Here is a 23,648-nt window from a genome sequence, read left to right on the forward strand (position 1 = left end):
AGCCAAGCGGCTGCCCGCCGAGGGGCTTACGACCGTGTCGGAGGTCGGCCTCCACACCATCGTGCCCTCCTCCCCCGCCCACTGATCACGGAAGACACCGCGCACCTCGCAACCCCGCACGCGAATGATCACCACAACGAGAAGGAGGGTTCCGTGCCCGCAGAGAATGACGGCGGCTTCGTCACGCACCGGCTTGAGCAGCACGACTGGTCGAATGAGGAGACTGCCGCGTACGAGGCGGCAATCGAAGCTGTCAACGGGGCCGTCGGCGCATACAGCGCCCTGATCGCCGCCCAGGAAGACAAGCCCAAGCCAGACCAGAGCCTCATCGAGGCGGCCGAGGCCGCGCAGTTCCGGCTGGCCCGGGAGAGGGAGGGCTTGCGCGCCAGCGAGCGGGAACAGATCGCGGCCGCCAGGGACCACTACGCCCGACTCACGCGCAAGGTGCTGGGGGACATCCCGTGATCGATCCGGCCGAGGTCGAGCGGCACCAGTTAAGCACGGAGGAAAATCAACGGATCTTCCAGCGTCGGATCGTCCCGCCGCTGCTGCAAGGGCGCCTGCCGCAGGACAAACCGACAGTGGTTTTCCTCGTCGGTCAGCCTGGCGCAGGCAAGAGCCGGGTCGCTGGCATGGTGGCCGCCGCGCTCAACCGGCGGGGCGGCTTCGTGGATGTCGACAGCGACCTCTACAAGCCCTTTCACTCGGCCTACGCGAGGTTGATGGCACAGGATGACACGCTCATGGCCGCCTACACCCGGGCCGACGGTCGTGCCTGGATGGCCAGGGCCGAGGAGTACGTACGCACCCACGGATTGAACGCGATTATCCAGGAGACCTCTCAGAACGCGCAGGTCGCGGCGGACAAGATGCGGGTCTTCCGGCAGTTTGGTGCCCGTCTCGAAGGGCTGTTCATGGGCGTGCCGAAGGCGTTGAGCGACCAAGGCATCGTCAGCCGGTATATCGAGCAGCTCGCCGACCGGGGGCAGGGACGTCTGACCGTGCAGGCGAACGCGGACGAGTCCTTCCAGGGCATTCTCGACCTGGCCGATCGCGTCGATCACGGTGCGCTGGTCGACCTGGCGAGCGTGTATCGGCGGGGTGACAGCAAGCCCCGATACAGCAACCCGTGGGACGAGGCGGGGCAGTGGGCAGCGCCGCCGGCCCTCCGAGGAGCAATCGAGACTGAACGCCTGCACCACCTCTCAGAAGCCGAGAGCAAGGGCTTCGTCGACACCCAACTGCGGCTCCGCGATGGCACCCGCGAGCTCGGGCCGGAGTGGCCGCAAAGGCTGAACCGGATCGAGCGGAACGCGATCTCCATCCTGATGCCTGCCGATGCTCGGCAGCTCGCAGCGAGGAGGCCGTCGTCGGCGGCCGCGCGGTCCCGCAGCACCACCGCAACACGAAGCCCGGATCAGCCCGGACGTGGCCCTGCCGCGAACCCTGGTGTCGACCCCCAGGCACCCCGTCGTCGGCCGGACGGGCCGGACACCGGGCGTGGCCGAAGCCGATAGTCGCCGGCGTGGGCCGTGAGTGCGGTCAGGTTGGGCCAGTACGCACGGCGCAACTGGCGGATTACCTCGCCGCCCGCGAAGACGGCGAGGACTAGGGCGTGTCCGGTGGGTGTGGGACCGCCCACCTTCCAGGCTTGATTACTGGCGATCTTCAACGCCTTTGACTAGGCTCCAGGTTGCTCATTCGAGAGTCACAAGCACTGGCGACGTGTCCGATGGGGGACAGTGCTTCAATCTCGACAGGCAATGAGCACGATGAGTCTCTAATCGTCGCAGAGCCTCAGCAGGCCATCCGCAAGCGGTGGTCGAGCTGAGGCTGCCCGCCGACTGGTCGATCACCTTCGTGAAAGGGATCGACTGGTGAGGCTGACCTTTACCGTTCAGGTACTTCTCGCACTTCTGTCCTGCGTATCGTCGCTGCTGGTAGCGGTGGTGGCGGGGGTACTTTCGCATGAGGCTGGGGCGCCCATAGCTGGTGCGGTGCTGTATGGCGGCGGCGCGTTCATCGGCTGGATGACGCTCTGCGTCACTGTGCTGACTGCACTCGGTCTCCTCGGGCGTCACGGCCATCCCGGCGAGTGAGGGTGCCCGCTACTCAGGAATGAAGCCAGAGCCGGATCGCAGCGAGGGTGACGGTGCTGTGGAAGACGTACGCTCTCTCGCGGCCGGCGTTGGTGCTGACCGACTGCGGCTGGGCGGTGCGGTGCGCTACCGTCCCGCCATGACGACGCCGTTCGCGACCGGCCCCGACCATCCGGCGTGCGAGATCTGCCCGGCGACGAGGCTCCCTCGCGAAGGATTCGTGGTCTACGACCGTCCCAGTCGCGAGTGCCCGTTCAATCCGGCCGACGGCCACCGGTACACCGCCGACGGCACCCCGGCCTGTGTCCACCCCGACAAGGTCGGGGTGGAGCCGGACCGGTACGCGCCGCCGCCGGAGCCGGTCGTCGTGCCTGTGGAACCGGTCCGGCGGCGGTGGTGGAGGGCGGGACGTTAGGCGGCGGCGAAGTCGATGTCGTGCTCGCGTCCTGCACGGTCCAGGCCGATGCTCGCGTACCGCGCGGTGAGGATGTCGACCCGGCGGTCGACTTCGTCCTTGGTGAGCCAGTAACGGGTTGGGGGTTGGCCCCAGGCGAGCCGGTAGGCGTGGTGGGTGAAGTCCCCGTCGCTGTAGTCGGTGTGTTCCTGGTCGGTCTGGTGGATGAGCTGGAAGCCGGTGCGTGCCGCGATCCGGGCGAACAGCTGCGGTTGGGCGATCATCGCGTGGGTCATCTCGTCTATGGGGACCGCCACAGCGACCTCGGCCAGGTGCTCGTCGCCGGTGAGGTCGAAGACCGCAGCCTTGAGCGAAAGGGCGCGCAGGCCTTCGGTGAACAGCGGGCCCTTGTCGGCGTCCAGGCTCCACCGCTCGATGACGGGGAACCCGGTGAAGCACTGCCAGTCGGAGGAGTACTCCAGCGTGGCGGTCTCGAACGCGCCGAACTCCTCATCGGCGATGATTGCGGCCAGGATCTCCTTCGCCCGGCGGGCGGTCTGTGCGGGGGTGGGCATGCTTGAACTCACAGTGGACTCCTCGACGAGATGGTCATGCGGTGCCCCGCACCGGCCCCTGGTGGGCCGGTGCGGTCCGTGCCCCGTACGCCCGGGGGATCGATGTCGCGCCCCAGGCGTACGGGAGTCATCGCTTGCCGCGGCAGGTGACCGGGGGCCACCTTGCGCCGGCCGGGTGCTTCACCTCACGCGCTGCACGTCGCGTATCAGCGCCTTGACCTCACGGCCCGAGGGCAGGCGGGCCCACAGGTAGGCGAGGGCGGCGTCGACCCCGTCCCAGCCGGAACCGACCTGCACCACCGTCCCGGTGAAGTGCACGGCGGTCTCCCGGCCCCGGTCGGCGGGCTCGACGTACGAGATGCCGGTGACGGTGTCGCCGATGTCGTAGGGGGCGTTGCGGAGACGGGCCATGGTGCTCACTGCCCGCTCCCTGCGCCGTCGGCGACGTCGTCTTGGCCTTCGGGGACGGGCTCGGGGTCTTCCCAGCGGGCCAGGAATACGTCCACTCCGTGAAGGGCGCGCATACGCAGCTCGCGGCTGGGGCCGTCCGGCATGTCGGGGGTGGGGTGAGGCGCGGGGCGGTTGGTCATGGCGTACCTGCCTCTCTGACGGAGCGCGCGAAGGCGATGTCCAGCACGTGGCCGGCCGACGTGTCGTCGGCTGCGGGAACCGATCCACCGGGGGAAACCCGGGCCGATTCCACGGGTTGACCGTACGGACGCCCGTGGTGCAGTAGGACTGACTGCGGGTACGAGTTCGGGTAGCGGCCCCGCCCAAGGGAGCGTCGATGACCGCCACACACACCGCCCGGCCACGTTCGGGGCTCATCAGCGGTTTCGTGCTGCGCACCGCCCGGGAGTCGATCCCCGCGACCCAGCAGGGCCTCGCCGAACGGCTCACCGTGGACCTGGCCACCGTGCAGGGGTGGGAGTCCGGCCGCCGCCCGCTGGCCAACATGAAGGCCGGGGCGCTGACCGGCATGCGTCGCCGCCTGGCCGTCCTCGGCGCCGACCAGAGCGTTCTCGTGCTCCTGGATCCGGCGATGGACGCCGACCGGATCCTGGCGGCCTGCCTGGCCCCCGCCGGTGCTCTCCATGCTGTCGGGGAGTGGGTGCACACCCGCGACACCACGCACATGCTGGCCTGGGCACTCACAGGCACCCCGCCGCCCTCACTCGCCGATCGCCTCGCCCGGCCTCGGCGTGGCCCAGTACCCGCCGCCCCGTTACTCGACAGCGGCGACAAGCAGACTCTCTTCGATCATCTGCGCGCCGCCGCCGAGAGCGCAAAACGGACCGACCCCCAGGGCATCCTGCTCCACCGGCAAGCCCTCTACCTGGCCTCCTACGACCGCACCCCCCAAGCACGAGCGTGGACCGCGCAGGCCCTCCACGCCCGCCGCGACGCGCTGGCCCGCCACGGCTGGACCCCCCAGTGGGCCGAAGCCCGTTCCACCGCCGCCGCCCTGGCCCGCCTCGGCGACCCGATCCCGCTGTGGGACTTCATCGAGCGAGCCATAGCCGACAACGACGACGGCGAAGCCGCGAACCTGAACTACTGGGCGTACTGGCTCGGAGTCGCTCGCCAGCCACAGGCCGACGACACGTTCATGCGCGACCGCGCCCTCACCGGCTGGGACCCCGTCGCCCTGCTGCGCGCCCTCGCCGACGGCATGCACCTCGCCCCCGGTTACGTCGACCTGTACGCCCACTCGCTATGGGCGCTGCTGACCGCCCGCCCCTGGCTCCCCCGCGCCCTGCCCGAACTCGCCGCATCCTTGGACAGCCGTACGGAAAGGCTTCTGGAGGACGGCGTGATCTCCCAGAGATCCAGACGCGAACTCGGCGCCGTCCACTACGTTTTACGACAGCACACATGATCCGAACCGGAGGTCCATCACATGGCAGACGAGACGGCGAACGCGCAGGGCACGGCCGGGTTCCTCTTCGAGATGGGCGTCCTCAAGAACGCGAAGCGCACCGGCTGGTGGTTCACCGGGAACAACAACCCCGAGTCGATCGCCGAGCACTCCTTCCGCGTCGGGATCATCGGCTCCGTCCTGGCCATGATGGAAGGCGCCGACGCGGGCAAGGTCGCCCTGATGTGTCTGTTCCACGACACCCAAGAGACCCGGATCGGGGACATCCCCCACATCGGCCGCAGCTACATCCAGGCCGCCACGAACCAGACGGTCACCGCCGACCAGGTCTGCGCCACGCACCCGGCCGTCAGGGCCGGGGTCCAGCGAGTCGTGGACGAGTACGAGACCGGCTCCAGCCTCGAAGTCCTCGTCGCGCACGACGCCGACAAGCTCGAATGTCTCGTCCAGGCCGTCGAGTACCGATCGCAGGGTTACAGCGAAGTCCAGGACTGGATCGACACCTCGATCGCCAGTCTCAAGACTCCCTCCGCGCAGGCCCTCGCCGAAGCTGCCCTGACCATGTCGCCGCTCCAGTGGCGCCGAACCTTCCTGGGGAACTGACCGCTCCCCTCCTGCCCTTCCCCAGCAGGTGACGAGGAGCACGTGCGCCGGCGGAGGTACTTCCGCCCGCCTCCGCCCTCGTCGGGTGGAAAACTGTGGGCGTATGGACGACGAACCCCTTGAACAGTGGGCGCAGCGGTTGGCTGCTGCGCCTTCTCTGAACTAGCTTGAGAAACCTCTCGTCGAGGCTCAGAGGAGCTGGCAGAATCCGGTCATGCCCAACCTGCTCATCAGAGACTTGCGAGTGATCGCGGCTGGCCTTCCCGAGGACATCAAGGAATGGCCGAGCATTCCGTGCCCGACGTGCGGCAGAGGGAACCTGACGCCTGTAAGCGAGACGTTCACCTCGGAAGAGTCCAAGACGAGCGAGCGCATCCAATCAGAGCTCTGGGATGAGTGGGAGCCCGATTGGACATACGGGGGCTTTAGTTGCATCCTCCGCTGCGGAAAGACGACATGCGACCTCGTCCGAGTCGTCGGCGAGATGAGAGTCGCAACGAAACTGGACGAGCGCGAGCGCTGGGATGGAGAAAGCTGGTCAGTAGAATACCGACCCAAGCTTTTCCATCCTTCACTACCGCTCCTGCAAAGCCACGAGGGGGCGCCCCGACCCGTCCTGCGACGGGTCGAAGCCGCATCCGCCGTTCTCTGGGTTGACCCCAGCTCGGCAGCGAACCGCCTCCGCTCGGCCGTCGAGGCACTGATGGACGACCAGGGGATCCCGAGGAAGTGGTCGGGAAATAAGGGGCCTTTCCCCCTTAATCTCCATCAGCGCATCGAGAGGCTTGCGGTTGCCAAGCCGGCCTTCACCGATGCGGCCGACATGATCTTGGCGGTCAAGTGGATTGGCAACGTAGGGAGCCATGAAGACGCCCTGAAGATCGCCCACGTGCTCGAGGGGGTCGAGATTCTCGATTTTGTTCTCGCCGAGATCTACGACAAGAGCAAGGAAGCTCTCAAGCAATTGGCGGCCGACATTACGGCGCGAAAAGGTTCCCCCACTCTTCGATGGGCCCCTACTCTGCTCGGCCTGTGATCTGCCCGAAGGTCGGCATTCGTGCTCCCGGTCGACGAAGGTTCCGAGGCGTACCCGAAGTGGGTGGAGGAGGAGACGAACCCCCGCTAGCCGTGTGACCTGAGCAGGAGGCTGATGGCCCGCTCGATGAGGCTGTTCGGGCCCGATTATCAGACGGACGAGGGCGTGGACGGCGACGAAGGGCTCCCGTCCGGTGACCGCGGCCGAGGGAAGACCGATCGCTTCGAACTTGTCGACCAGGCGGTCCAGCTGCTCGGCGGTCATCGTCAGGCCCTGCGCGAGGGGCAGTGCGCCCATGCTGCACGAGGGCGAGTCGTTGCATTTGGTGGTGATCTCCAGCTCCAGGTGCAGCGGCCGGTAGCGGATTCCGGCGAGCCCGCGGCGGCGAAACGGTGTTCGATCACCTATAAGACGTCCGGGGCCCCCATACCCCGTTGCCGCTGCGAGCGGACCTCCGCCAAGCTGGAGAAGGCCGGCCTCTTCGACAATGAGCTGTTCGTGCCGCTGATCATGCTGTCCGTCGGCGAGTAGACCATGCCCCTGGACTGGGTCGCCCGGATTTTCCATTACGCCGTCACCCACTACAGCGCGCGTGAACTGAACGTCGCCGTTTCCTCGCTGGCCGCCCCGGACAGCCGCGAGCACAAGGTGTACGAGCTGATGGAGGTGTACGAGAGGACGTACGGAGACTTCCCGCATGACCGGGTGCACTCCACGATGCGCGTCTACCTTGACAACGACCGGCTCCCCGAGCAGCAGAAGGTGCACCGGCCCGGCGAGACGACGGTCAAACGGTGGATGGACCGCTGCTTCGACTGCTTCGCGCCGACGGTGGGCACATACATCCTGCCGTCGGGACTGGTGAAGCAGGACGGCCGCGTGTACGCGTGCGCCTCTTTCGACCTCCCGGAGTCGCTCGGCTTCGGGAACGTCTTCACCGACGGGATGCGCACGATCGTGGCGCGCGCGAACGACGACGCCTACCTGCGGGCGATCGCGGACGGCGGCGGCCTGCGGGGCCTGCACGGCAAGGTCCCCGAGGCGTTCACCACCGAGACGACGTGCGGCGGGTTCTGCGCCTCATGCTTCCTACTGAGCCACAAACACCGCGAGACCAACGGCCTGCCGGCCGCCCGGCCACTGCCGGTCATCGGACAAGACGCCCTGACGTCACGCCTGCGCCCCACGCAGGCGGCCGACGCCCACTGAGGGAGGAGCGTCAATGCCGAAGGTGACAACGACCGAGGAAGTTCTCCGTACCGCGCTCGCACGGGCCGCGGGCCGGGGCATCGATACGCTCCCCGCAGACGGACATTTAGAGCAGGACCTCGGGATCGACAGCCTGGCCCTGGCCGAGCTGATCACCGATCTCGAACAGCACCTGACCATCGTCATCCCGGACGAGGACACCGGCCGTCTGCAGACGGTCACAGACCTGCGTGCACTCCTCGCCCGGCTCGTACCCAACGGAACGGACGCACTGTGAGCCTTCGCCACCTCGACCCGAAGCAGCGCGGCTTCCTGATCGTCAACTCCCACCCGGACGGCGCCGCCGAGACCGTGAACCGGATGTGGGAGCAGATCCCCGCCCGCACCGACGGCAGCAGCCCGGTCGTGCTCCTCCTTGGCCACAGCGCCGGGTACGGGCTCGCCACGCTGCTGACCGGGCTGCGCCGGCACGGCATCCGCGGCGTGGGTGTCGCCTTCGAGGGCGCGGAGACCGAGCGGCGCACGGCCACCGCTGGCTGGTACCGCACCGTCGCCGCCGATGCCCTCGCCCGGAAGGCCGGCCGCGACTTCGTGTTCGTCAACACGGACGCGTTCTCCGCTGCGGGCAAGGAACAGGTGCTGGCCCTGGTGGAAGAGCGGTACGGCAAGGTCGACTACCTCATCTACAGCCTGGCGGCCCCACGCCGCACCGACCCGACGACCGGCACCGTCTACCACTCGGTGATCAAACCCCTCGGCGCGCCCTACGAGGCCCCGGCACTGGACTTCTCCGCTGACACCCCCAACGTCACTCACCTCTCCCTTCCAACGGCCAGCGACGAGGAACGGCATGCGACCGAGCAGGTCATGGGCGGCGCGGATTGGCAGCTGTGGGTCCAGGCCCTGACCGCACGCGGCCTGGTGGCCGACGGGTTCACCACCGTGGCGCTGACCTACATCGGCTCCGAACTGACGGCCCCCATCTACCGCCAAGGCACCATCGGCGCCGCCAAGGAACACCTGGAGCGGACCGCCGGACACCTGAACGCCGAACTGGCGGACATCGGCCGGGCATTCACGGCGGTCGCGGGCGCAGCCGTCACCCAAGCCTCCAGCGCCATCCCCTCCATCGCCCTCTACACGAGCTTCCTGCGCACCGTCCTCGGCGACGGATTCCGCACCACGGCCGAGCAGGCCGGCGACCTGTGGGAACAGCTCACCGGGGCGACACCGCTGCTCCTCGACGAGCAGGGCCGCATCCGACTGGACGGCTGGGAACTCGACGAAAAGGTCCAGGACCAGGTGCGGGAACTGTGGGCAGACCCGGAGAGCGGACTGGAACGCGCGCGGGGTGGCGCGGACTGGTTCATGGGCCAGATCCGCGAGCTGTACGGGTGGGGCGTCGACGGCATCGACTACGGGCAGCCCGTAGAGACGACGGTCGAGTGGCCAACAGGCGCCGACGCATGAACTTGCTCCGACGCCTTGGCAGCCCGCGCCCCTGAGCTTCACGTTCCGTGTCGCTCACAGCGAGCTCGCCCCTGACCCGGCGTTTCGAAGAGGTCGCAGAGAAGCACGACCGCGAGTTCGGGACCATCAAGTCCGACCTCACCGCAGTACGCCTCCTCGGCAACCACGACCAGAAGGCCGAAGCCCTCGACAAGAAGATCGACCGCAACCAGGCACAGATCATCGAGCTGCTCACCCAGCTCGTCGGGCAGCGCCCCTACGCCGACTGATTTCCCCGGGCCTGGCCCCCGGCCCGTACATGGCGATGGCCCCCACCGGACATGGTCGGGGCGTCGGCAACATCGCGCCCTCGGACTCCCCCTGACCGCTCCGCACCCGGGCAGACGATCGTTTCTGCGGTGAACGCCGCCACCCACCCGGGTGACCGGGCACCCCGGGGCCGTCCAGCTGGATGGCGGGTTCCGCTACAACCCCGGCGTGATCAAGAACCTGTTGCTGCGCGGCCTGCCCGCGCGCCGCCGCCCTCAGCCGACGCCTGGCCGCCCTGCCCCTGCTCGGCACCGCCAAGCCGGCCTCGGCCGACCGACCCGGCACGGCTGCTACCCTCCCCGCGGCCGCCGAGTCCCGCGACGGCTACGTCCGCACCGCCTTCAAGCACTGGAACGCCGGCGCGATCGCGGACGACGGCTGCAACACCCGAGCCGAAGTCATCCTCCAGGAAGCCGTCGAACAGCCCGAGGTTGCCCCGGGCTGCAAGCTCATTGGCGGGCGCTGGTTCTCCCCGTACGACGACACCTGGGTCACCGCCGCATCCGCCCTCGATGTGGACCACCTGGTCCCACTCGCCGAGAGCTGGGACTCCGGGGCCTCGGCCTGGACCGCCAAGCGCCGCGAGGCCTACGCCAACGACCTGGCCAGTCCGACATCGCTGATCGCGGTCACCGCTAAGTCCAACAGGGCCAAAGCCGGCAAGGACCCGGCCGAGTGGCTGCCCCCGAGCGCCACTTACCACTGCACGTACGTCACCGGCTGGGTGGAGACGAAGCTGCGCTGGTCCCCGACCGCCGACGACCGCGAGCGCGAAGCGCTCCTCGGCCTCGCCGAAGACTGCCCCGGCGCCACCGTCATCTACGAGTTCTGCAGGGCCACGGCCGTCGGGACCCGATGCCAAAGCACGTCTCTGACGGCGGCATGACGGTCCTCCTCGCACTGCTCGTCACCGTCGAACACTCCGAGGAGGACCATCAGGGACCTCGCCTCGTTCTCGCCTACGGCGTACTGCTCTACACCCGGGGGAGGCGCAGTAGCCGGCGCCTCCCGCGCGCCGGCCACCGGCGACTGTCCATGGGACGGATACCGACAGTGCTCCTCCAACCAACTCAACGAAGCAAGCCCGCCCGACCGAAGTCGCTCATGTGACAGCGGCGGCATGGCCCTCACCTCCGAGCCCCTTTCTTCCTCGACACGGTCCCGCTGCCTGCCGGCGGCAACAGGGCCGGACGGTTGCTGTGGCTCGCGCGCTACGCGTAGCCCTGGCCGAGCTGGAGCAGCGGGGTGAGGGCTGTGGCCGCGTCGCATCGGTCGCATGCCTCGGCGCCGGGACGGAGCAGAGCATCCAGCGCCTCTTCCAGCCCCAGCTCGGCTCCGCCCCCCCCGACAGCCAGTCTGCAGTCGTGGTCGTGGACGACTGCGCCGCGACCTCCGGGCTTCGGCCGCTGCACCCAGCCCCACCGGGAGGGTGCCGGCTCCACTTCGGCCCGGTAGGTGGGCACTGGGGAGAGAGAGCGACGCCTTCGATGGGCTGCAGCTGATCGCGGTGACCCAGGTACGGAACTCCATCGCCTCAACGACTCCTTCCCCGGCGTACTGCCACATCGGCGCACCGATCAAGAAGAGCCACTGCCCGGTGGCATCGTCGCGGCGCCGTTCGCAGAGCCGGACCTCCAGCCGCTGGCGATCGGGCAGCAGCATGCTGATCAGCTTGACCCCTTGGCGTTGTAGTTGGCCTGTGTGCGCGTCCTGGTTGGCCCGCGTGAGCGTGGTGGGTGGCCAGGGCATGTCAGAGGTGGCTGGCACGATGCTCCGCATGGATCTCGTACACCCGCTCGACGGCCTGGATGCTTGCCCCTGGTCTTCCCTCTCCCACGCGTACGGCAGTGCGGAGGACGTTCCCGTTCTCCTGCGGGCTCTGGCCGGCGCCGACGCGGACGCGGCGGATGAGGCGTTGTCGGAGCTGTACGGGTGCGTTCTGCACCAGGGGACGGTCTACGCCGCCAGTGTGGAGGCGGTGCCGTTCCTGGCGGGGATCGCGGCGGCCGGCTACCGCACGGCAGATGTCCTGGCGCTGCTCGGGGGCATGGCCGAGAGCGAGGACGAGTACGGCGTGGCGTCGGGTACGGTCCGGGCGGCCGTGGCGGACCAGCTTCAGCTGCTACTGCCCCTGCTGGCCTCGTCGGAGCCGCAGGTACGCCGGACCGCGGCCTGGGCTGTGTCCCATACCCGCGCGACCGAGGCTGCGCTCCCGGCACTTCGCGCGCGCTGGGAGGAGGAGGCCGAACCCGCTGCACGCGCGGAGGTCCTGGCCGGGGTTGCCCGACTCGATCCTCAGGTTGGAGCGGCCGCGGCCGCCACCGTTCTGGAATCGTCCCAGCCTGCCGCGGTGCGAATGGCCGCCGTGTTCGCCTCCCTCGACGCGGGCGCGCCGTGGACGGAGCTCCTCCACACGACGATGCTGTCTCTGCTGCCCGCCGATTCCCTGCGCTCTGACCTCGACCTCGGGCGAAGCGAGCCGCTGGCCGCCGTGGTCGAGGCGCTTCTGGGTCGGGGCCGCCCCGCGGAGCGAGAGGTGGCTTTCGCACTGGTCGACGCGGCCCTGCATGACAGCCGTTCCGATGTGCGGGCCGAAGGCCTCTGGGCGGCCGACCGCGCCTGCATGCTCTCCCGCAGTGCCCCGGGGCGACTGGTCGGGAGCCTGCGCGCGGCGGCCGTTGACGAGGAGTCGGTGGTCGACATGGCGTCCCTGCTCGGCCGACTGGGCAGTGTCGCCACACCGGCTGCGGTCATCCTCGCCCCGCTCGCCGGACGGAACCCGGACCAGGACGACGACCACGCAGACCGGGCCCTGGCCGCGCTCGTACGTGTTGCGCCCTCACAGGCGGCCCCGCTCCTGGCCGCCGGCCTTGGGCGGCGGCCGCGTGCCCTGGGCGCGGCCGCCGGGTTCCAGAGTCCGGCAGACTCAGCCTTCCCGTACGACGGCGAACTCCTGGACGCGGTCCGGGAGCGCCTCGCCCGGCCCGAGGCCTTGAGCGGGAACGAACCGTGGCAGTTGACGACCCTGCTTGCGGGTTGGGGCACCGAGGCAACGCCGGCGTTGCCCGAGTTGTGCGCGGGGCTCCCACACCTTCCTGACCAAGTGGCCCGGGCCATCGCTTCCGTCGCCGCCAACTGCTCGCCGGCGGACCGCGCACGGGCCGTCACCTCGTTGCGAGTGGCGGCCGAGAGGGGAGTCCTACCTGCGGCGAAAGCCCTGGACGACCTCGAAGGCGAGCTCGCGCCCCTGCTGCACTGCCTCGAACGGGACCTCGGACGTGGCGCCGGACAGCTCCGGGAGGCCGCCACGATGGCTGGTTCGATCGGTCCCCGGGGAGCGGTGCTTGCGCCCGCTCTACGCGCGGCGCTCAGCGGCCAGGACGGCGACACCACGCCCGCGCTGGACACGGACACGGCCCTCGCTGAGGCTCTGTGGCGCGTCACGGGGGACGCGGACGCAGTGGTCGCCGTTCTGGACTCGGTCTTCGCCCGCGCTGAACAGAACCCCTGGTCCCGGTGGTCGGTCGTGCGGGCCGCCCGCACGACCGTCCTCCTCGGCCTCGCGGGGCGGCCGCTCACCCCTCGTCTGGAAGCGGCCCTCGACGATCCGGCACAGGCGCCGCCCGCGGTGCTAGCCCTCAGGGCCGTGGCCGAACCCGCCTCGCTGGACCGCACCGCGCTTGCCGAGGCCGTCCTGCGGTCCGCCGAACAGGACGCCGATCCGACGGGTGCCTGCGATGCCCTGGAAGCACTCGGCGCAGACGCATTGACCGACGATCACCTGAGCCGACTTGCCGCCCTCGCTGACGGCGACGCCCGGATCGTCTGCTCCGGAGTCGAAGACCGCATCATCGATCAGGACGAAGCCCTCCGAACCCGCGCCCGGGCGCTCCTCACCGCGTTCACGGACCCAGCTCTCTGACCTGGCGGACATCGTCGGCCGCTCGATATCCGAACCAGGCTGTGCCTCGCACCGTTCGTTCCAGGATCGTGAGCGTGATAGTTGGTCCCTTAGCGCTTGAGTTGGCCCCGCTGGGCGTTGTTGTTGGCGCGCTGACCTGCTGTCCAGCTGGCCGGTGCACCCGCTGACGTAGCACGCCCCCGGATCCGGTGGCTTGAACGCGTTCAAGTCATCGGGTCCGGGGGTTGGTCATGCAGGCCGCTGCGCGAGCGAGTATTCATCCATGGCAGTTCGGCCTCGTGCTGTGCGCCGTGGTCACCCCCCTACCGGTGCTGATCGTGTGGTTCGCGGGTTCCGGCATCCCGGCGCTGCTGGTGCTGTGGTCGTTCATCGGCGCCATGGCCGGGATGTTCCTGTTCTTCCCCTCGGCGCTGCAGCTCCTGCTGGCCACCGGGGCGGACCCGCGCGAACGCCCGACCGCCGCCAAGGTGATGGCCGGTGCCGGACTCCTGCTGTCGGCGGCGGTCGTGGTGCAGTCGTCGAGACGCTGAGCGCTGCCAGGGGGTGTCCGGCTAGCGGGTGCGCGGCTGGTTGAAGCGGAGCATGTTGCTGGCGGGCTCCGCCTCCTGCGATGACGTCTTACGAAGGCACGCATCCCACCGTTCTCGTCCGGGTGGGCAACCTCCACGCCCAGATCGACGAGCAGCTACTGCTCAAGGGGGCCACGCAAGCGCTTCTCCTGGAAGGACCTACCGCGACCTGCTGGTGCGGGCACATCTCCAGCTCGACGGCCCGATCGTGGTGGTCTGGGACAATCTCAACACCCACCTGGCCGCAGGGCTGAAACGGTACGAGGCCGAGCACGACTGGCTCCCCACCATCCGCCTCCCGCCCTACGCCGTGAGTTACGCAGAATCCAGCTCAGGCCGCACCTGATCGACGGCTGCCTCACCGCCACAAGTCTGGCTATCAACCCACCGACCCCACCCTGAAAACCTCAGTAATGGACCGCTCGTATCTCCCCAGACAGCTGCTGGGCCGCACGAGATAGCGGAACCGTGCCCGTGAGCTGCCCTCAGCAGGTGGTGCACCGGGAGCCAGCGCCGGAGCGCGGCCCGGGTGGCTCGGCGCAGCGGGTAAACCTCGACGGACACTGGGCTGTCGGGGCGGGCGTTCTGCGGGCGGCACCGGATGCGGACTTCCCCCAGGGGTGTCGACTATCAGCGGTCGCCGAGAGGCTTCTCGCCTACCGGACAGGCCCTGGCCGAACCTGGGTTCGCTTCCCGCGCCCCGGGGCCGTCAGGGGTCTGTAGGGGACCAGGCGTGAGAGGAAGCCCAACGATCCGTTCGCTACGGCTGCGACTCCTCGTAGCAGCGGCCCCCGTAGCCGTCGCAGTCGCAGTCGCATCTTCGTCCTGGCAGGCGATTACAGGGGTGATCTGAACTGCTTCTCGACTAGGGCGAGAGCCTCTGGCTGCGTCAGCCCGTGTGCCCGCGACAGTTGTACGACGCGTCGGCATGCCTCGATCAGCAGGGCCTGGGAGGTCGGGGTGGTCGTCGTGACGATGGCACCGCGGCCCGGGCGTAATTCGATGAGGCGGTCATCATTGAGTTGCTGATAAGCCCGCAGCACGGTGTGCATGTTGACGCTGAGGGTCGCTGCCAGGGCCCGCGCTCCCGGGAGCCGTTCGCCTTTGTGAATGGTGCCATCGGCCAGTCCGCGGCGTATGCAGGCGGCAATCTGCTCCGCCAGCGACGTGCGTGCACCGGGATCGATGGTGATGAGCATGTCAGTTGGCCTCGCTGCGCGGCGGCAGGTAGTGGTTGATCAGGTCCGCTGCTGTCTCGGCGTCGTCGACGGTGATGACGAAGCGTGTGCCGCGGGTGAGTTCGAGCCAGAGAGCGTCGCCTTCCCTGAGGGAGACCGCTCGCATGCCGGGCTTCCACCGGTAGCCCCAGCCGCCCACTTCCATGGGTCGGGTCCAGCGAGCCCCAGCGCGTGCGATGCGGTCCACCGTGATCTTGCGCCGAAGAAAGGGCACAAGAGCTGAGGCCACCGTGACGCCGTTTGCGGACACGGTCACCTTGATGCCGCCTGTGACGAGGAAGGCGGCTGCTGCAACCAGGAGGACGAGGCTGACGGTCCGGTACTCGTCGACGAAGGAAGCGACCGTGACGAGGGCGATGGCGAGAACTACGCCGACCGCGAGCATCCAACCGCTGTACTGCGACCGGTACCAGACCGTTCGCTTGTTGTCGTCGTGCTGAGAGTGCATCAGTGCCTCCGTGGTACAAAGCGGCCTACGAGCGCGATCGCAGCGCCAATGGCCAGCGCGATAAAGAACTGGTGGAGAGGGACAGAGACGTCCCGGCCGTCGGCGAACTTGGTGCTGGCCTGCAGCAGGACGCACAGCAGATACGCCGTTGCCATGGCGACCGCCCAGGCAAGGGTGACGATCGTGCGGAACGAGCCTGGCGTGCTGTCCTCGTCGTCGCCGGCCAGTGCCCAGACGAGGAAGAGAATCACCTCGATGACAAAGACCACCAGGTATGAGGCCACGGCGGACCCTGAAGGGCTGTACCTGTCGGCGCCGTTGAACCCGAAGTGGGTTGCCATCCGATCCGGCAGTCCGTGCCATAGCAGCAGGTACGTAGCGAGCACGGCCACCAGCGCTGCGATGAAGGGTGCGACGATCGCGGCGGCTCTGCGACCGAGGCTCATGTCGTGTTGTTCGTCGGCTGGTGGCACACAGGCTCCGTTCCACGAGGGGGCATCCGGTGCTCTCGAAACTCCTTGTTCGCATCAGGCTAGAACAATAGAAACGTATTCCGTGTGGTCATATTCGGACGTTCCCATTCCTTGGCTGGGCGCCGGGCTACCTACACAGCCCCGACGCATAGGAATCGATTGCTCCGGAAATGTGGCCGATGTGACGTCCGTCACCCCGAGGGAAATTTACTCCCCTCTGAGTAATCGCTTGTGTGTACGATACCGCCGTCTTATTGCAATGGGTATACGCACGACCAAACCGGCCAATCACCACAAGTTCGGGGAGTCGCACGTGAAGACCAGAAACGCCGCGGTTGCAGCCGTAGCCGCGTTAGCGGTCGCCTTCACCGGAGTCGCCGCGCACGGAGCGGCGGCAAGCAGCAGCACCGCCACGTCATCAGCCCACTCGACAGCGCCCAAGGCAGGCTCCGCTGAAGACGGACGGGCCCTGTTTGCCGGCGTCTACTTCTCTCAGGGCTCCGTAGCCGAGGAGCTGGGCAAGTCGGCGGACTTCCGGCAGGTGACGAAACTGAGCCGAGAGAACAGTACGGAGCAGAAGCACAAGGCCACCGCCGCCGTGATGAGCGTGATCGAGGAGAAGCAGCCGGACTTCTTCCAGGCATTCTCCGCCAAGCTCCGTTCCGGCGATCCCCGCAAGGTCCAAAGCGGCATCGCCGACGGCAACAGCGCCCTCCGGGCGCTGGCAAAGGACGGCGCGGACGCACCCGACCCCGGCACGGCGAGCGGAACATGCGTGATCCTCGCCATCGACGTGCTGTTCGTCCTCAACGCCGGTGCCGCGGTGAATCTCTCCGTGGCCGTGGCCGTTCAGGCATGGAAGTACGTCACCAACGCGTCCGTGGCGCCGGAGGGCAAGGACAACTCGCTCGCCAGTGAGCAGCGCATCGCCAAGCTCACCCACATTCTGGCCGCCTGACCAGAGCCCGTCACCGGCATGGCGGTGGGGTGCGCCCGGGAGCGCCCCACCGCCGTCTGTCGGCAACGCGTCGCGTCCTCGCCTCAGGGCCAGAGCACCCGAACCCGTGCACACCGCACCAGGGAGAACCGTGCGCTTATTCCGTTTCGACGTCAAATGCAAGAACCCTTCCGGCACCGCCGACGTTCCGCGCTCCTGGGTGAAAGCGGCCGTCGCAGGATGGGCGGTGGCCATGCTTTACGTGGCTCAAAGTTTCCTCCCTCACAATGTCGTATCGCTTCCCGCACAGGACACAGTGCGCAAACTCGCCACCGTTACGGCGCCCCAAGGATGGGCCTTCTTCACTAAGTCGGCCAAGGACCCCAGCTACGCCCCGTATCGCATGGTCGACGGTGATTGGAAGAACGTCTCCCTGACGCCGCACTCACGACCATCCAACATCTTCGGCTTCGACCGGGCCTCCCGCACACAAGGCATCGAGGCCGCCCTGATGCTGCGCCAGGAGGGCACACGCTGGACCGCTTGCGACAGCGCGGACACGGTCGATCAATGTCTGTCCCGCGTCAAGAACCGGCCTCACGTAGCCAACCCGTCCCCCGCTCCTACCCTCTGCGGCCAAGCCGCGGTCGTCGAGATGAAACCGGTGCCGTGGGCATGGCGTGATCTGTCATCTGAACACTCGACGCCCACCAGAGTGGCAAGCTGGCAGGTGACCTGCCGATGACAAAACATTCCATTCCCCTGCCATGGACCAACGTCTACGGGCTGGCTCGAACACTGGTCGCCCTTGGCACGGCGGGCACACTCGCGGCATCCAGCGCCCAAACCCTCTTCCGTCCGGTGGCGACACTCGGCGATTACCCGTCATGCCAGTCCGCCTCCGCAGGCAGCATCTTCTGTCTCTCACCGCACGACTACACCGGTCTGACTTGGATCAAGTGGGTATGCGTCGCCATGCTCCTGATCATCGCCTCCGGATGGCGCCCACGACTGACGGCACTGGCTCACGCCTACATCAACTACAGCGTGTTCTCGGGCATTGCCATCATCGACGGAGGAGACCAGATCGCACTCGTCCTCTCGGTGCTCTTTATCCTGCCAGCACTCGGCGACCCTCGCCGTTGGCACTGGCAGCAGCCGCCCACTCACCCCCACACCAGCTCGTCCCACCGCGCCTTCCTGCTGTTGGGACACACCAGCCTCGTCGTCCTGCGGTTGCAGATGTCGGTCCTGTACTTCCAAGCCGCCGTCGCCAAACTCCCCCACTCAGAATGGGCCGACGGCACAGCCATGTGGTACTGGGGGACCAACCCTGATTTCGGCCCCGCCCCATGGCTGGCCATCCTGGTGACACCCCTGGTCTCTACAGCACTGGGTGTTGCGCTGATGACCTGGGTACCGCTGGTCATCGAGCTGTCCTTGGCGGCCAGCCTGCTGATCCCCTTCCGCATACGGCGGTACGTCATGGCCGCCGGACTGCTCTTCCACCTCTCCATCGCGGGCATGATGGGCCTGTGGAGTTTCGCCCTTGCCATGGCAGGCGGGATCATCGTGCTCTGCCTCCCTGCCGGGTCCTCTCTCAACGTCACTGACGGCGAACTGCCCGAGCAGGAGCCCGCCGGTCCGTCGTCCCAGCGGGAGACGCAGCCAAAGCCGACCGTTTCCAGCCTGCCGCGATCTGGCCTCTGAACCGTGTGTTGCATCGGCATCCCGCCGATGCAACAGGGAATCCTCCAAAGGCACCCGTCCCCACGCGAGTATCTCTGCACGTGGTCACCCGGTGCGCCGGGCCCGGCACGGCGGTATCAGGCGAAGGCCATGCGATTCAACTCGGTGACAGTCTGACGGCGGCGGTCGCTGTTGGCGCGGCCCCACTTGAGGTTGGAGTAGTACACGAACTGACCCGTGGTGGGTTCAAGGAGGGCTACTCCGCCGACGCCGCGAAGTCGGCATCGCTGGCCGCCACATCATTGGCCCGCAGCGTCGAATACGCCAGCCAGGCCGCGGCGGACGCCGTAGCAGCCGATCAGGCGGCCGGGCGCTCCGAGGGCTACGCCAAGACAGCCCGCGACTCCGCCGACCAGGCTGCCCTCGACGCGACCGCCGCCCGGGCCGCAGCTGCCCGGGCCGAACAGGACGCCAAGACCGCCCGCGCCGCGGCCGACCGCGCCGCCACTGCCGCGACCGAGGCCGAAAAGGCGGCCCAGGACGCCGACAAGTACGCCAAGGAGGCACAGGAAGCAGCCGACCGGGCGGAGAAAGCTGCCAATGCGAAGCAGATCGATACCGGCACCGTGCCTGACGGATCCGGTGGGTCCATCGGCAAAATGTTCTACGTCATGGACCGCACCGAGCAGATCGGCAAGCCCGAGACCCTGAAGAAGACGGCCGGCTGCGAAGGTTGGATCGATGCGCTCTTCTACAAGGGCGACTGCACGATGACAATGAAGATCCGCTACAAGGCCTACCTCGACCTGTACCGGTGCACCGCGGACGTCCTGGACCCCTCGAAGGCCACATGTCCCGCGAACGAGACGGTGTATCTGGGCGAGTACACGACAGACGAACTCACCCAGGAGTTCACGCACACCATCACGATCGGCGAGTACCAGGCCGGCGTCGACCCGGTGGACATCCTTTTCGGAAGCTGGATCAAGTGCGGCCAGAAGTTCGCTTCCGGATTCGAACGCGGAAGCTGGGGCGGCTGCGCCTGGGCGGCGGTGGACGTTGCGCTCCTGTTCTCGGGCAAGATCCTCAGGCCCATCGCCGACGGCATCACCGCTCTCGATGCCGCCATGCGTACCGGAATCGGCATCGCCGACGCCCTGCGGGGGCTGGAGGGACTGAGGATCAACCCGCAGGCTCTGGCAGCCATCGAGTACGAGGCCAATATGGCCGAAGCGGTTCTTACCTCCTGCAAGGTCAACAGCTTCCCGGCCGCAACACGTGTGCTCATGGCAGACGGGTCACATCGCCCGATCAGCTCGCTTCGGGTGGGTGACGCGGTACTGGCCGGCGACCCGGCCACCGGGGCGGTCCGCTCCGAGCCGGTCACCGACACCTTCCAGCACGCGGCGGACGGCCTGGTCACCATCAGCCTTTCGGACGGCAGCAGTCTGGAGACCACGCCCGGACACAAGATCTACGCTGAGAAGCGCGGATGGATTCTCACTTCGGAACTGCGTACGGGAGACCGGCTGCTCCGCCCCAACGGGGAGCTGATGACGGTGGCAGGCGTAGGCGGCGAGACCGACGCGGCATCCCAGCAGGTCTACGACCTCACGGTCAGCGGTCTGCACACCTTCTACGTCCGCGCTGAAGGATCACAAGCGTCCGACGTGCTCGTGCACAACTGCATCAACCTCGGCGACGAACTCCTGCCGAGTCTGAGGAAGTACAAGGAATCGGGCGAGATGCACGCACTCGCGGAGCACGTGAGCCCGACTCCGGCCGAAGCGTTCACTCTGGCCGGGAGGAAGGGGGTGCCGAACTCGGTGTTCACCAGCCAGGAAATCGCCCAGCAGGCCATCGACCGCATCGTGGCGGACCACTTCACCACGGTGAAGAACGGCCAAAGGGTCCTGGACAAGGTCAAGTGGAAGAAGTTCGAACAGAGGGTGGCAGGAGCGAGGGAAGGCGAGGTGGTCCTGGACATCACAGGGACTTGGAATGCCTATCCGTCCCTGGGGAAGATGTACCACCCGGACGGCGTCACGGTAACCAGCACCGGTAACAGCGTCTCGCTGAAACTGATGAAGGTGTCGGGCCATAGTGGCCAGGGGCGTGGTGGGTTCGCCATCATGACCGCCTTCCCGACGGGAACTCCATGACCCAGGAACGTCCGACCTACTACCAGCTCGGCTACGGAGAGGATTTCGGCCTGACCGCCCTGACCGAACGCCTGAGCCGTAGAGGCTCCGGCACTGGCCCGGCCGACGCCCTGGCGTACGCGGAAGAGACCGCCGACGGGTCCGAGGGCGAGGAGGCCGTCGAACTGGGTGAGGACGCTCGCCGGCTGCTGGCTTCCGAGCTGCCGGAACGAATCCTCCGCACGGTGTGGCTGGCCTCCACCGGCAGTGCCTTCGACCCGGCTGACCACGGCATGACCTGCCGCGGATGGCTGGAGCGGATCTCGGAGGTGTCCACAGCACGGCTCGGCCAGAACAAGCGCTCCTACACTCCGCCACCGGTGCGGCCGGTGCGGGACGTGGGGGTGTGCCAGGCGGTCGTGGCGGAACTCCGTGCCACGGCCCCGGCCCTCGTCGGCGCGTCGGCGCTGCCGGACCTCGTCGACGCCCTGGAACGGGTGGTGACGGGTGCCGACGGTGACCTCGGCATGCGACTGTTCCTCCGCGCGCTCAAAGCCCACGCCGTGCCCGTCCCGTCTGAGCAATACCGCCGCCTGTTGGCACTTGGCCGACAGTTCGGCTTCCCCGCAGGCACCGTCCACGACGGCCTGTACATCGTCTGGCCGCAGGTCAGCACCACCAGGCAGGGCGTCTCCGGGGATTTCGGACTCTCCCAACTCGCCAGACAATTTACGGCGGGGTGGCACTACCGCACTCCCCGCGCGGCCCTCGAGAACGCCGTGACATACGACGGGTACGAGCGGCCTCCGGGCTCGGAGGCGGCCATCTTGTGGGAGGACACGCGGCGGATGCTCGACTCCGGGCTGTCCGACGACACCATCACCGTGCTGTGGCTGGCGGCGACGGACCGGGGCTACAGCATCGACGAGTGCGGCGTCGGCGGCCGGGAGTGGCTGGAGCAGGTCGTGGAAGTGTGTGAGGAGCGCCTGGCTGCGGTCGCTCCCGCCTACCTCCCGGTGGCCTCGGCCCTTCACACCGGCACCAGTGACGCGGTCCTCCGCGAAATCCGGGACGTGGCAGCCCTCGCCGCGGGCAAGGCGATCAGCCCCGCATTCCGTCCCCTGGAGGGCACCGCGGTGATGGGAGCACTGGAACAGGTCGTCACCCAGGTCGACCCCGACCTAGGGTTCCGCCTGTTCCTGCGGACACTGGAAGTCCTGCAACTGCCGCTCACCGAGGAGCGGTACGCCCGGTACGAGACCCTCGGCAGCCGTTTCCAGTACGGCGAGGACCATCTCCTCTTCTCGATCGACCACCTGGTGCAGCGCAGCTGACCCGCCTGCCCGTACCCGTACGTCAAACCAGAGCGCCCCTCCTACCGGAGGGGCGCTCGCATTGGACCTCGTTGGTCACGGTGCGCGCTCGACTCGGTCAGCGTCCGGGCTGCAGCGAAAGAAGGAAGCCCACGCCCTGGTCCACGAGCTCCTGGCCCAAGGCCACTCACGCCGGGTGATCGCCCGGCAGTTGCGCTGGGGCCTACACCGTCCTCCGGTACGCGAACGCCGCACCTGGCAGCACACCTTCCGAGAGAACCGCCCCCTGCCCAGCAGACTGGGCCCCTACAAACCCTACCTGGAGCGACGCTTCGCCGCGGGATGCACCAGCGTCACCCACCTCCGCAGTGAGCTGGTTGCCCACAACGCGCCCGTCGTCTACCAGATGGTCCGCTCCCACATCGTTCACTCTGCGCGGGGCTTCCTCCGAGGCGCCGCCCCGGCCGCCGTCCGTGCAGCAGGTGACTGGCTGGCCCACCGGTCACCCACCGCCCTCGGTAGGACACACGGCGGTCTCATGAGACTCCCGCAACCGAACGCTGGAATGACGCTCGGCGACGGCTTCCCCGGATCTGTGCCAGAACCTCGTTTTGCGGTCTCCAGGAAAGGCCTCAGCACGTGCGCGACGGGAAGTGTAAGAAGCATGACTGCGATCGAACGACTTTGAGAGGACTTTGAGCTTCCCATCAAGGACGCTTGGCTTTGTTCATGGGTAGCGGGTTCTGGAACACATTCCGTGAGAGGCAGGCTGTGGGGCGGGCGGCGGCCTTGGTGCATGTTTGCGATGTGGCGGCAATTACCCCTGGGGTAATCGCACCGGCCAAGCACCCTCAGCTACGTTCTGGTCATCCCCCCGGAACGAAGGAGCCCCATGGTGTCCGCTTATGGCTTCGCTCATCTCCGCAGCCGCCGAAATAACTCAGACATCATGGAGTACCTAGAGCGCATCCAGGCGACCCTCGACCCCTTCGCGGGCCGTTTCGTCATCCACGGTCCGCCGGCCGAAGTCGTGGAGGGGACGTGGCCCGGCAGCATGGTGCTGATCGAGTTTCCCAGCCTGGCTGAAGCCCGTGCCTGGTACGACTCTCCCGCCTACCGGGGCATCCTGCGCCTGCGTACCGACCATATCGAGGGCGACTTGCTGCTGATCGAGGGCGTCGGACCCAGCTACGACCCGGCCGAGCGGGCTCGCACGTTGCGAACAGAAGCGGAGCGAGCGGGCCAGTCGGGCATGTAGTCCTGGCAGCCGCCTATTCGGCCCTGTTCTCGTATAGCTACGGCGAACGGACGTGTAGCCCTGCGTGACCGCTATTGAAGGTCGTT

Annotated in this window: 28 protein-coding genes and 1 pseudogene; 22 read left to right on the forward strand and 7 right to left on the reverse strand. The window is 67.8% G+C overall.

The window, feature by feature from the left end; all coding sequences use genetic code 11:
• Window positions 1-153 precede the first annotated feature (153 nt).
• The 4 genes from ACZ4M3_RS31865 to ACZ4M3_RS31880 all read left to right on the forward strand — a co-directional run bounded on the left by ACZ4M3_RS31865 (window position 154) and on the right by ACZ4M3_RS31880 (window position 2,514).
• On the forward strand, window positions 154-465 hold the full coding sequence (locus ACZ4M3_RS31865) for a hypothetical protein (RefSeq protein WP_467738539.1): 312 nt from the start codon (window positions 154-156) through the stop codon (window positions 463-465).
• Window positions 462-1,517: a zeta toxin family protein gene (locus ACZ4M3_RS31870; RefSeq protein WP_467738541.1), complete on the forward strand. Its 1,056-nt coding sequence runs from the start codon at window positions 462-464 to the stop codon at window positions 1,515-1,517. The genes ACZ4M3_RS31865 and ACZ4M3_RS31870 overlap by 4 nt, the downstream gene beginning before the upstream one ends.
• 360 nt (window positions 1,518-1,877) lie before the next feature.
• The gene (locus tag ACZ4M3_RS31875) at window positions 1,878-2,099 is read left to right on the forward strand and encodes a hypothetical protein (protein ID WP_467738543.1); all 222 of its coding nucleotides are present in this window, start codon (window positions 1,878-1,880) and stop codon (window positions 2,097-2,099) included.
• Window positions 2,100-2,238: 139 nt separating this feature from the next.
• Entirely contained in the window at window positions 2,239-2,514 is a 276-nt protein-coding gene (locus ACZ4M3_RS31880; protein ID WP_467738545.1) for a hypothetical protein, read from the forward strand.
• Here the strand turns inward: ACZ4M3_RS31880 and ACZ4M3_RS31885 are convergent.
• The 3 genes from ACZ4M3_RS31885 to ACZ4M3_RS31895 all read right to left on the reverse strand — a co-directional run bounded on the left by ACZ4M3_RS31885 (window position 2,511) and on the right by ACZ4M3_RS31895 (window position 3,658).
• A complete protein-coding gene (locus tag ACZ4M3_RS31885) occupies window positions 2,511-3,080 on the reverse strand; it encodes a hypothetical protein (RefSeq protein WP_467738547.1) in 570 nt (189 codons plus the stop codon). The two genes, ACZ4M3_RS31880 and ACZ4M3_RS31885, sit on opposite strands and share 4 nt — an antisense overlap.
• 168 nt (window positions 3,081-3,248) lie before the next feature.
• The gene (locus ACZ4M3_RS31890; RefSeq protein ID WP_467738549.1) at window positions 3,249-3,488 is read right to left on the reverse strand and encodes a hypothetical protein; all 240 of its coding nucleotides are present in this window, start codon (window positions 3,486-3,488) and stop codon (window positions 3,249-3,251) included.
• Window positions 3,485-3,658: a hypothetical protein gene (locus ACZ4M3_RS31895; RefSeq protein WP_467738551.1), complete on the reverse strand. Its 174-nt coding sequence runs from the start codon at window positions 3,656-3,658 to the stop codon at window positions 3,485-3,487. The genes ACZ4M3_RS31890 and ACZ4M3_RS31895 overlap by 4 nt, the downstream gene beginning before the upstream one ends.
• Before the next feature lie 197 nt (window positions 3,659-3,855).
• Here ACZ4M3_RS31895 and ACZ4M3_RS31900 point away from each other — a divergent pair, with 197 nt between their 5' ends.
• From ACZ4M3_RS31900 to ACZ4M3_RS31940, 9 genes are all read left to right on the forward strand, one after another.
• Window positions 3,856-4,947, forward strand: a complete 1,092-nt coding sequence (locus ACZ4M3_RS31900; RefSeq protein ID WP_467738553.1) for a helix-turn-helix domain-containing protein — start codon at window positions 3,856-3,858, stop codon at window positions 4,945-4,947.
• A gap of 21 nt (window positions 4,948-4,968) precedes the next feature.
• Window positions 4,969-5,550 carry an HD domain-containing protein gene (locus ACZ4M3_RS31905; protein ID WP_467738555.1) on the forward strand — a complete coding sequence of 194 codons (582 nt, stop codon included), beginning with the start codon at window positions 4,969-4,971 and terminating at the stop codon, window positions 5,548-5,550.
• A gap of 214 nt (window positions 5,551-5,764) precedes the next feature.
• Window positions 5,765-6,586 carry a DUF4145 domain-containing protein gene (locus ACZ4M3_RS31910; RefSeq protein WP_467738557.1) on the forward strand — a complete coding sequence of 274 codons (822 nt, stop codon included), beginning with the start codon at window positions 5,765-5,767 and terminating at the stop codon, window positions 6,584-6,586.
• A gap of 114 nt (window positions 6,587-6,700) precedes the next feature.
• Window positions 6,701-7,117, forward strand: coding sequence for a hypothetical protein (locus ACZ4M3_RS31915; RefSeq protein ID WP_467738559.1), 417 nt, complete (start codon window positions 6,701-6,703; stop codon window positions 7,115-7,117).
• A gap of 3 nt (window positions 7,118-7,120) precedes the next feature.
• Window positions 7,121-7,795: an SPASM domain-containing protein gene (locus tag ACZ4M3_RS31920; protein ID WP_467738561.1), complete on the forward strand. Its 675-nt coding sequence runs from the start codon at window positions 7,121-7,123 to the stop codon at window positions 7,793-7,795.
• Between the two features lie 13 nt (window positions 7,796-7,808).
• Window positions 7,809-8,072 carry an acyl carrier protein gene (locus tag ACZ4M3_RS31925; protein ID WP_467738562.1) on the forward strand — a complete coding sequence of 88 codons (264 nt, stop codon included), beginning with the start codon at window positions 7,809-7,811 and terminating at the stop codon, window positions 8,070-8,072.
• The gene (locus ACZ4M3_RS31930) at window positions 8,069-9,265 is read left to right on the forward strand and encodes an enoyl-[acyl-carrier-protein] reductase FabV (protein ID WP_467738564.1); all 1,197 of its coding nucleotides are present in this window, start codon (window positions 8,069-8,071) and stop codon (window positions 9,263-9,265) included. The genes ACZ4M3_RS31925 and ACZ4M3_RS31930 overlap by 4 nt, the downstream gene beginning before the upstream one ends.
• 47 nt (window positions 9,266-9,312) lie before the next feature.
• Window positions 9,313-9,534: a hypothetical protein gene (locus ACZ4M3_RS31935; RefSeq protein WP_467738566.1), complete on the forward strand. Its 222-nt coding sequence runs from the start codon at window positions 9,313-9,315 to the stop codon at window positions 9,532-9,534.
• 491 nt (window positions 9,535-10,025) lie between these two features.
• Window positions 10,026-10,460 carry an HNH endonuclease family protein gene (locus ACZ4M3_RS31940; protein WP_467738625.1) on the forward strand — a complete coding sequence of 145 codons (435 nt, stop codon included), beginning with the start codon at window positions 10,026-10,028 and terminating at the stop codon, window positions 10,458-10,460.
• Window positions 10,461-10,785: 325 nt separating this feature from the next.
• On the opposite strand, the gene ACZ4M3_RS31945 is transcribed toward ACZ4M3_RS31940, so the two are convergent.
• A complete protein-coding gene (locus tag ACZ4M3_RS31945; protein ID WP_467738568.1) occupies window positions 10,786-11,148 on the reverse strand; it encodes a DUF6233 domain-containing protein in 363 nt (120 codons plus the stop codon).
• A 149-nt stretch (window positions 11,149-11,297) separates the two neighbouring features.
• Here ACZ4M3_RS31945 and ACZ4M3_RS31950 point away from each other — a divergent pair, with 149 nt between their 5' ends.
• The 3 genes and pseudogenes from ACZ4M3_RS31950 to ACZ4M3_RS31960 all read left to right on the forward strand — a co-directional run.
• On the forward strand, window positions 11,298-13,496 hold the full coding sequence (locus ACZ4M3_RS31950; protein WP_467738570.1) for a hypothetical protein: 2,199 nt from the start codon (window positions 11,298-11,300) through the stop codon (window positions 13,494-13,496).
• Between the two features lie 290 nt (window positions 13,497-13,786).
• Window positions 13,787-14,026, forward strand: coding sequence for a hypothetical protein (locus ACZ4M3_RS31955; protein ID WP_467738572.1), 240 nt, complete (start codon window positions 13,787-13,789; stop codon window positions 14,024-14,026).
• A 165-nt stretch (window positions 14,027-14,191) separates the two neighbouring features.
• Window positions 14,192-14,467, forward strand: a pseudogene (locus ACZ4M3_RS31960) (IS630 family transposase); the annotation flags it as partial.
• Between the two features lie 434 nt (window positions 14,468-14,901).
• On the opposite strand, the gene ACZ4M3_RS31965 reads toward ACZ4M3_RS31960, so the two are convergent.
• From ACZ4M3_RS31965 to ACZ4M3_RS31975, 3 genes are read right to left on the reverse strand one after another with little or no spacing between them, the layout of a single operon-like run.
• Window positions 14,902-15,264 (reverse strand): GntR family transcriptional regulator, encoded by a 363-nt coding sequence (locus ACZ4M3_RS31965; protein WP_467738574.1) that lies wholly within the window; start codon window positions 15,262-15,264, stop codon window positions 14,902-14,904.
• Window position 15,265: 1 nt separating this feature from the next.
• On the reverse strand, window positions 15,266-15,751 hold the full coding sequence (locus ACZ4M3_RS31970; RefSeq protein WP_467738576.1) for a hypothetical protein: 486 nt from the start codon (window positions 15,749-15,751) through the stop codon (window positions 15,266-15,268).
• Window positions 15,751-16,224 (reverse strand): DUF1648 domain-containing protein, encoded by a 474-nt coding sequence (locus ACZ4M3_RS31975; RefSeq protein WP_467738578.1) that lies wholly within the window; start codon window positions 16,222-16,224, stop codon window positions 15,751-15,753. Before ACZ4M3_RS31975 ends, ACZ4M3_RS31970 begins: the two co-directional genes overlap by 1 nt.
• Before the next feature lie 313 nt (window positions 16,225-16,537).
• Between ACZ4M3_RS31975 and ACZ4M3_RS31980 the strand changes: the two genes are divergently transcribed.
• From ACZ4M3_RS31980 to ACZ4M3_RS32005, 6 genes are all read left to right on the forward strand, one after another.
• Window positions 16,538-17,182 carry a hypothetical protein gene (locus tag ACZ4M3_RS31980; protein ID WP_467738580.1) on the forward strand — a complete coding sequence of 215 codons (645 nt, stop codon included), beginning with the start codon at window positions 16,538-16,540 and terminating at the stop codon, window positions 17,180-17,182.
• A gap of 130 nt (window positions 17,183-17,312) precedes the next feature.
• Window positions 17,313-17,906 (forward strand): SdpA family antimicrobial peptide system protein, encoded by a 594-nt coding sequence (locus ACZ4M3_RS31985; RefSeq protein WP_467738582.1) that lies wholly within the window; start codon window positions 17,313-17,315, stop codon window positions 17,904-17,906.
• Window positions 17,903-18,871 carry a sporulation-delaying protein SdpB family protein gene (locus tag ACZ4M3_RS31990; RefSeq protein ID WP_467738584.1) on the forward strand — a complete coding sequence of 323 codons (969 nt, stop codon included), beginning with the start codon at window positions 17,903-17,905 and terminating at the stop codon, window positions 18,869-18,871. The genes ACZ4M3_RS31985 and ACZ4M3_RS31990 overlap by 4 nt, the downstream gene beginning before the upstream one ends.
• 80 nt (window positions 18,872-18,951) lie before the next feature.
• On the forward strand, window positions 18,952-21,012 hold the full coding sequence (locus ACZ4M3_RS31995) for a polymorphic toxin-type HINT domain-containing protein (RefSeq protein WP_467738586.1): 2,061 nt from the start codon (window positions 18,952-18,954) through the stop codon (window positions 21,010-21,012).
• A complete protein-coding gene (locus tag ACZ4M3_RS32000) occupies window positions 21,009-22,325 on the forward strand; it encodes a hypothetical protein (protein WP_467738587.1) in 1,317 nt (438 codons plus the stop codon). Before ACZ4M3_RS31995 ends, ACZ4M3_RS32000 begins: the two co-directional genes overlap by 4 nt.
• 871 nt (window positions 22,326-23,196) lie before the next feature.
• Window positions 23,197-23,562: a DUF1330 domain-containing protein gene (locus ACZ4M3_RS32005; protein ID WP_467738589.1), complete on the forward strand. Its 366-nt coding sequence runs from the start codon at window positions 23,197-23,199 to the stop codon at window positions 23,560-23,562.
• The last annotated feature ends 86 nt before the right edge of the window (window positions 23,563-23,648 follow it).

This window comes from Streptomyces sp. NPDC026522, from assembly GCF_055567555.1.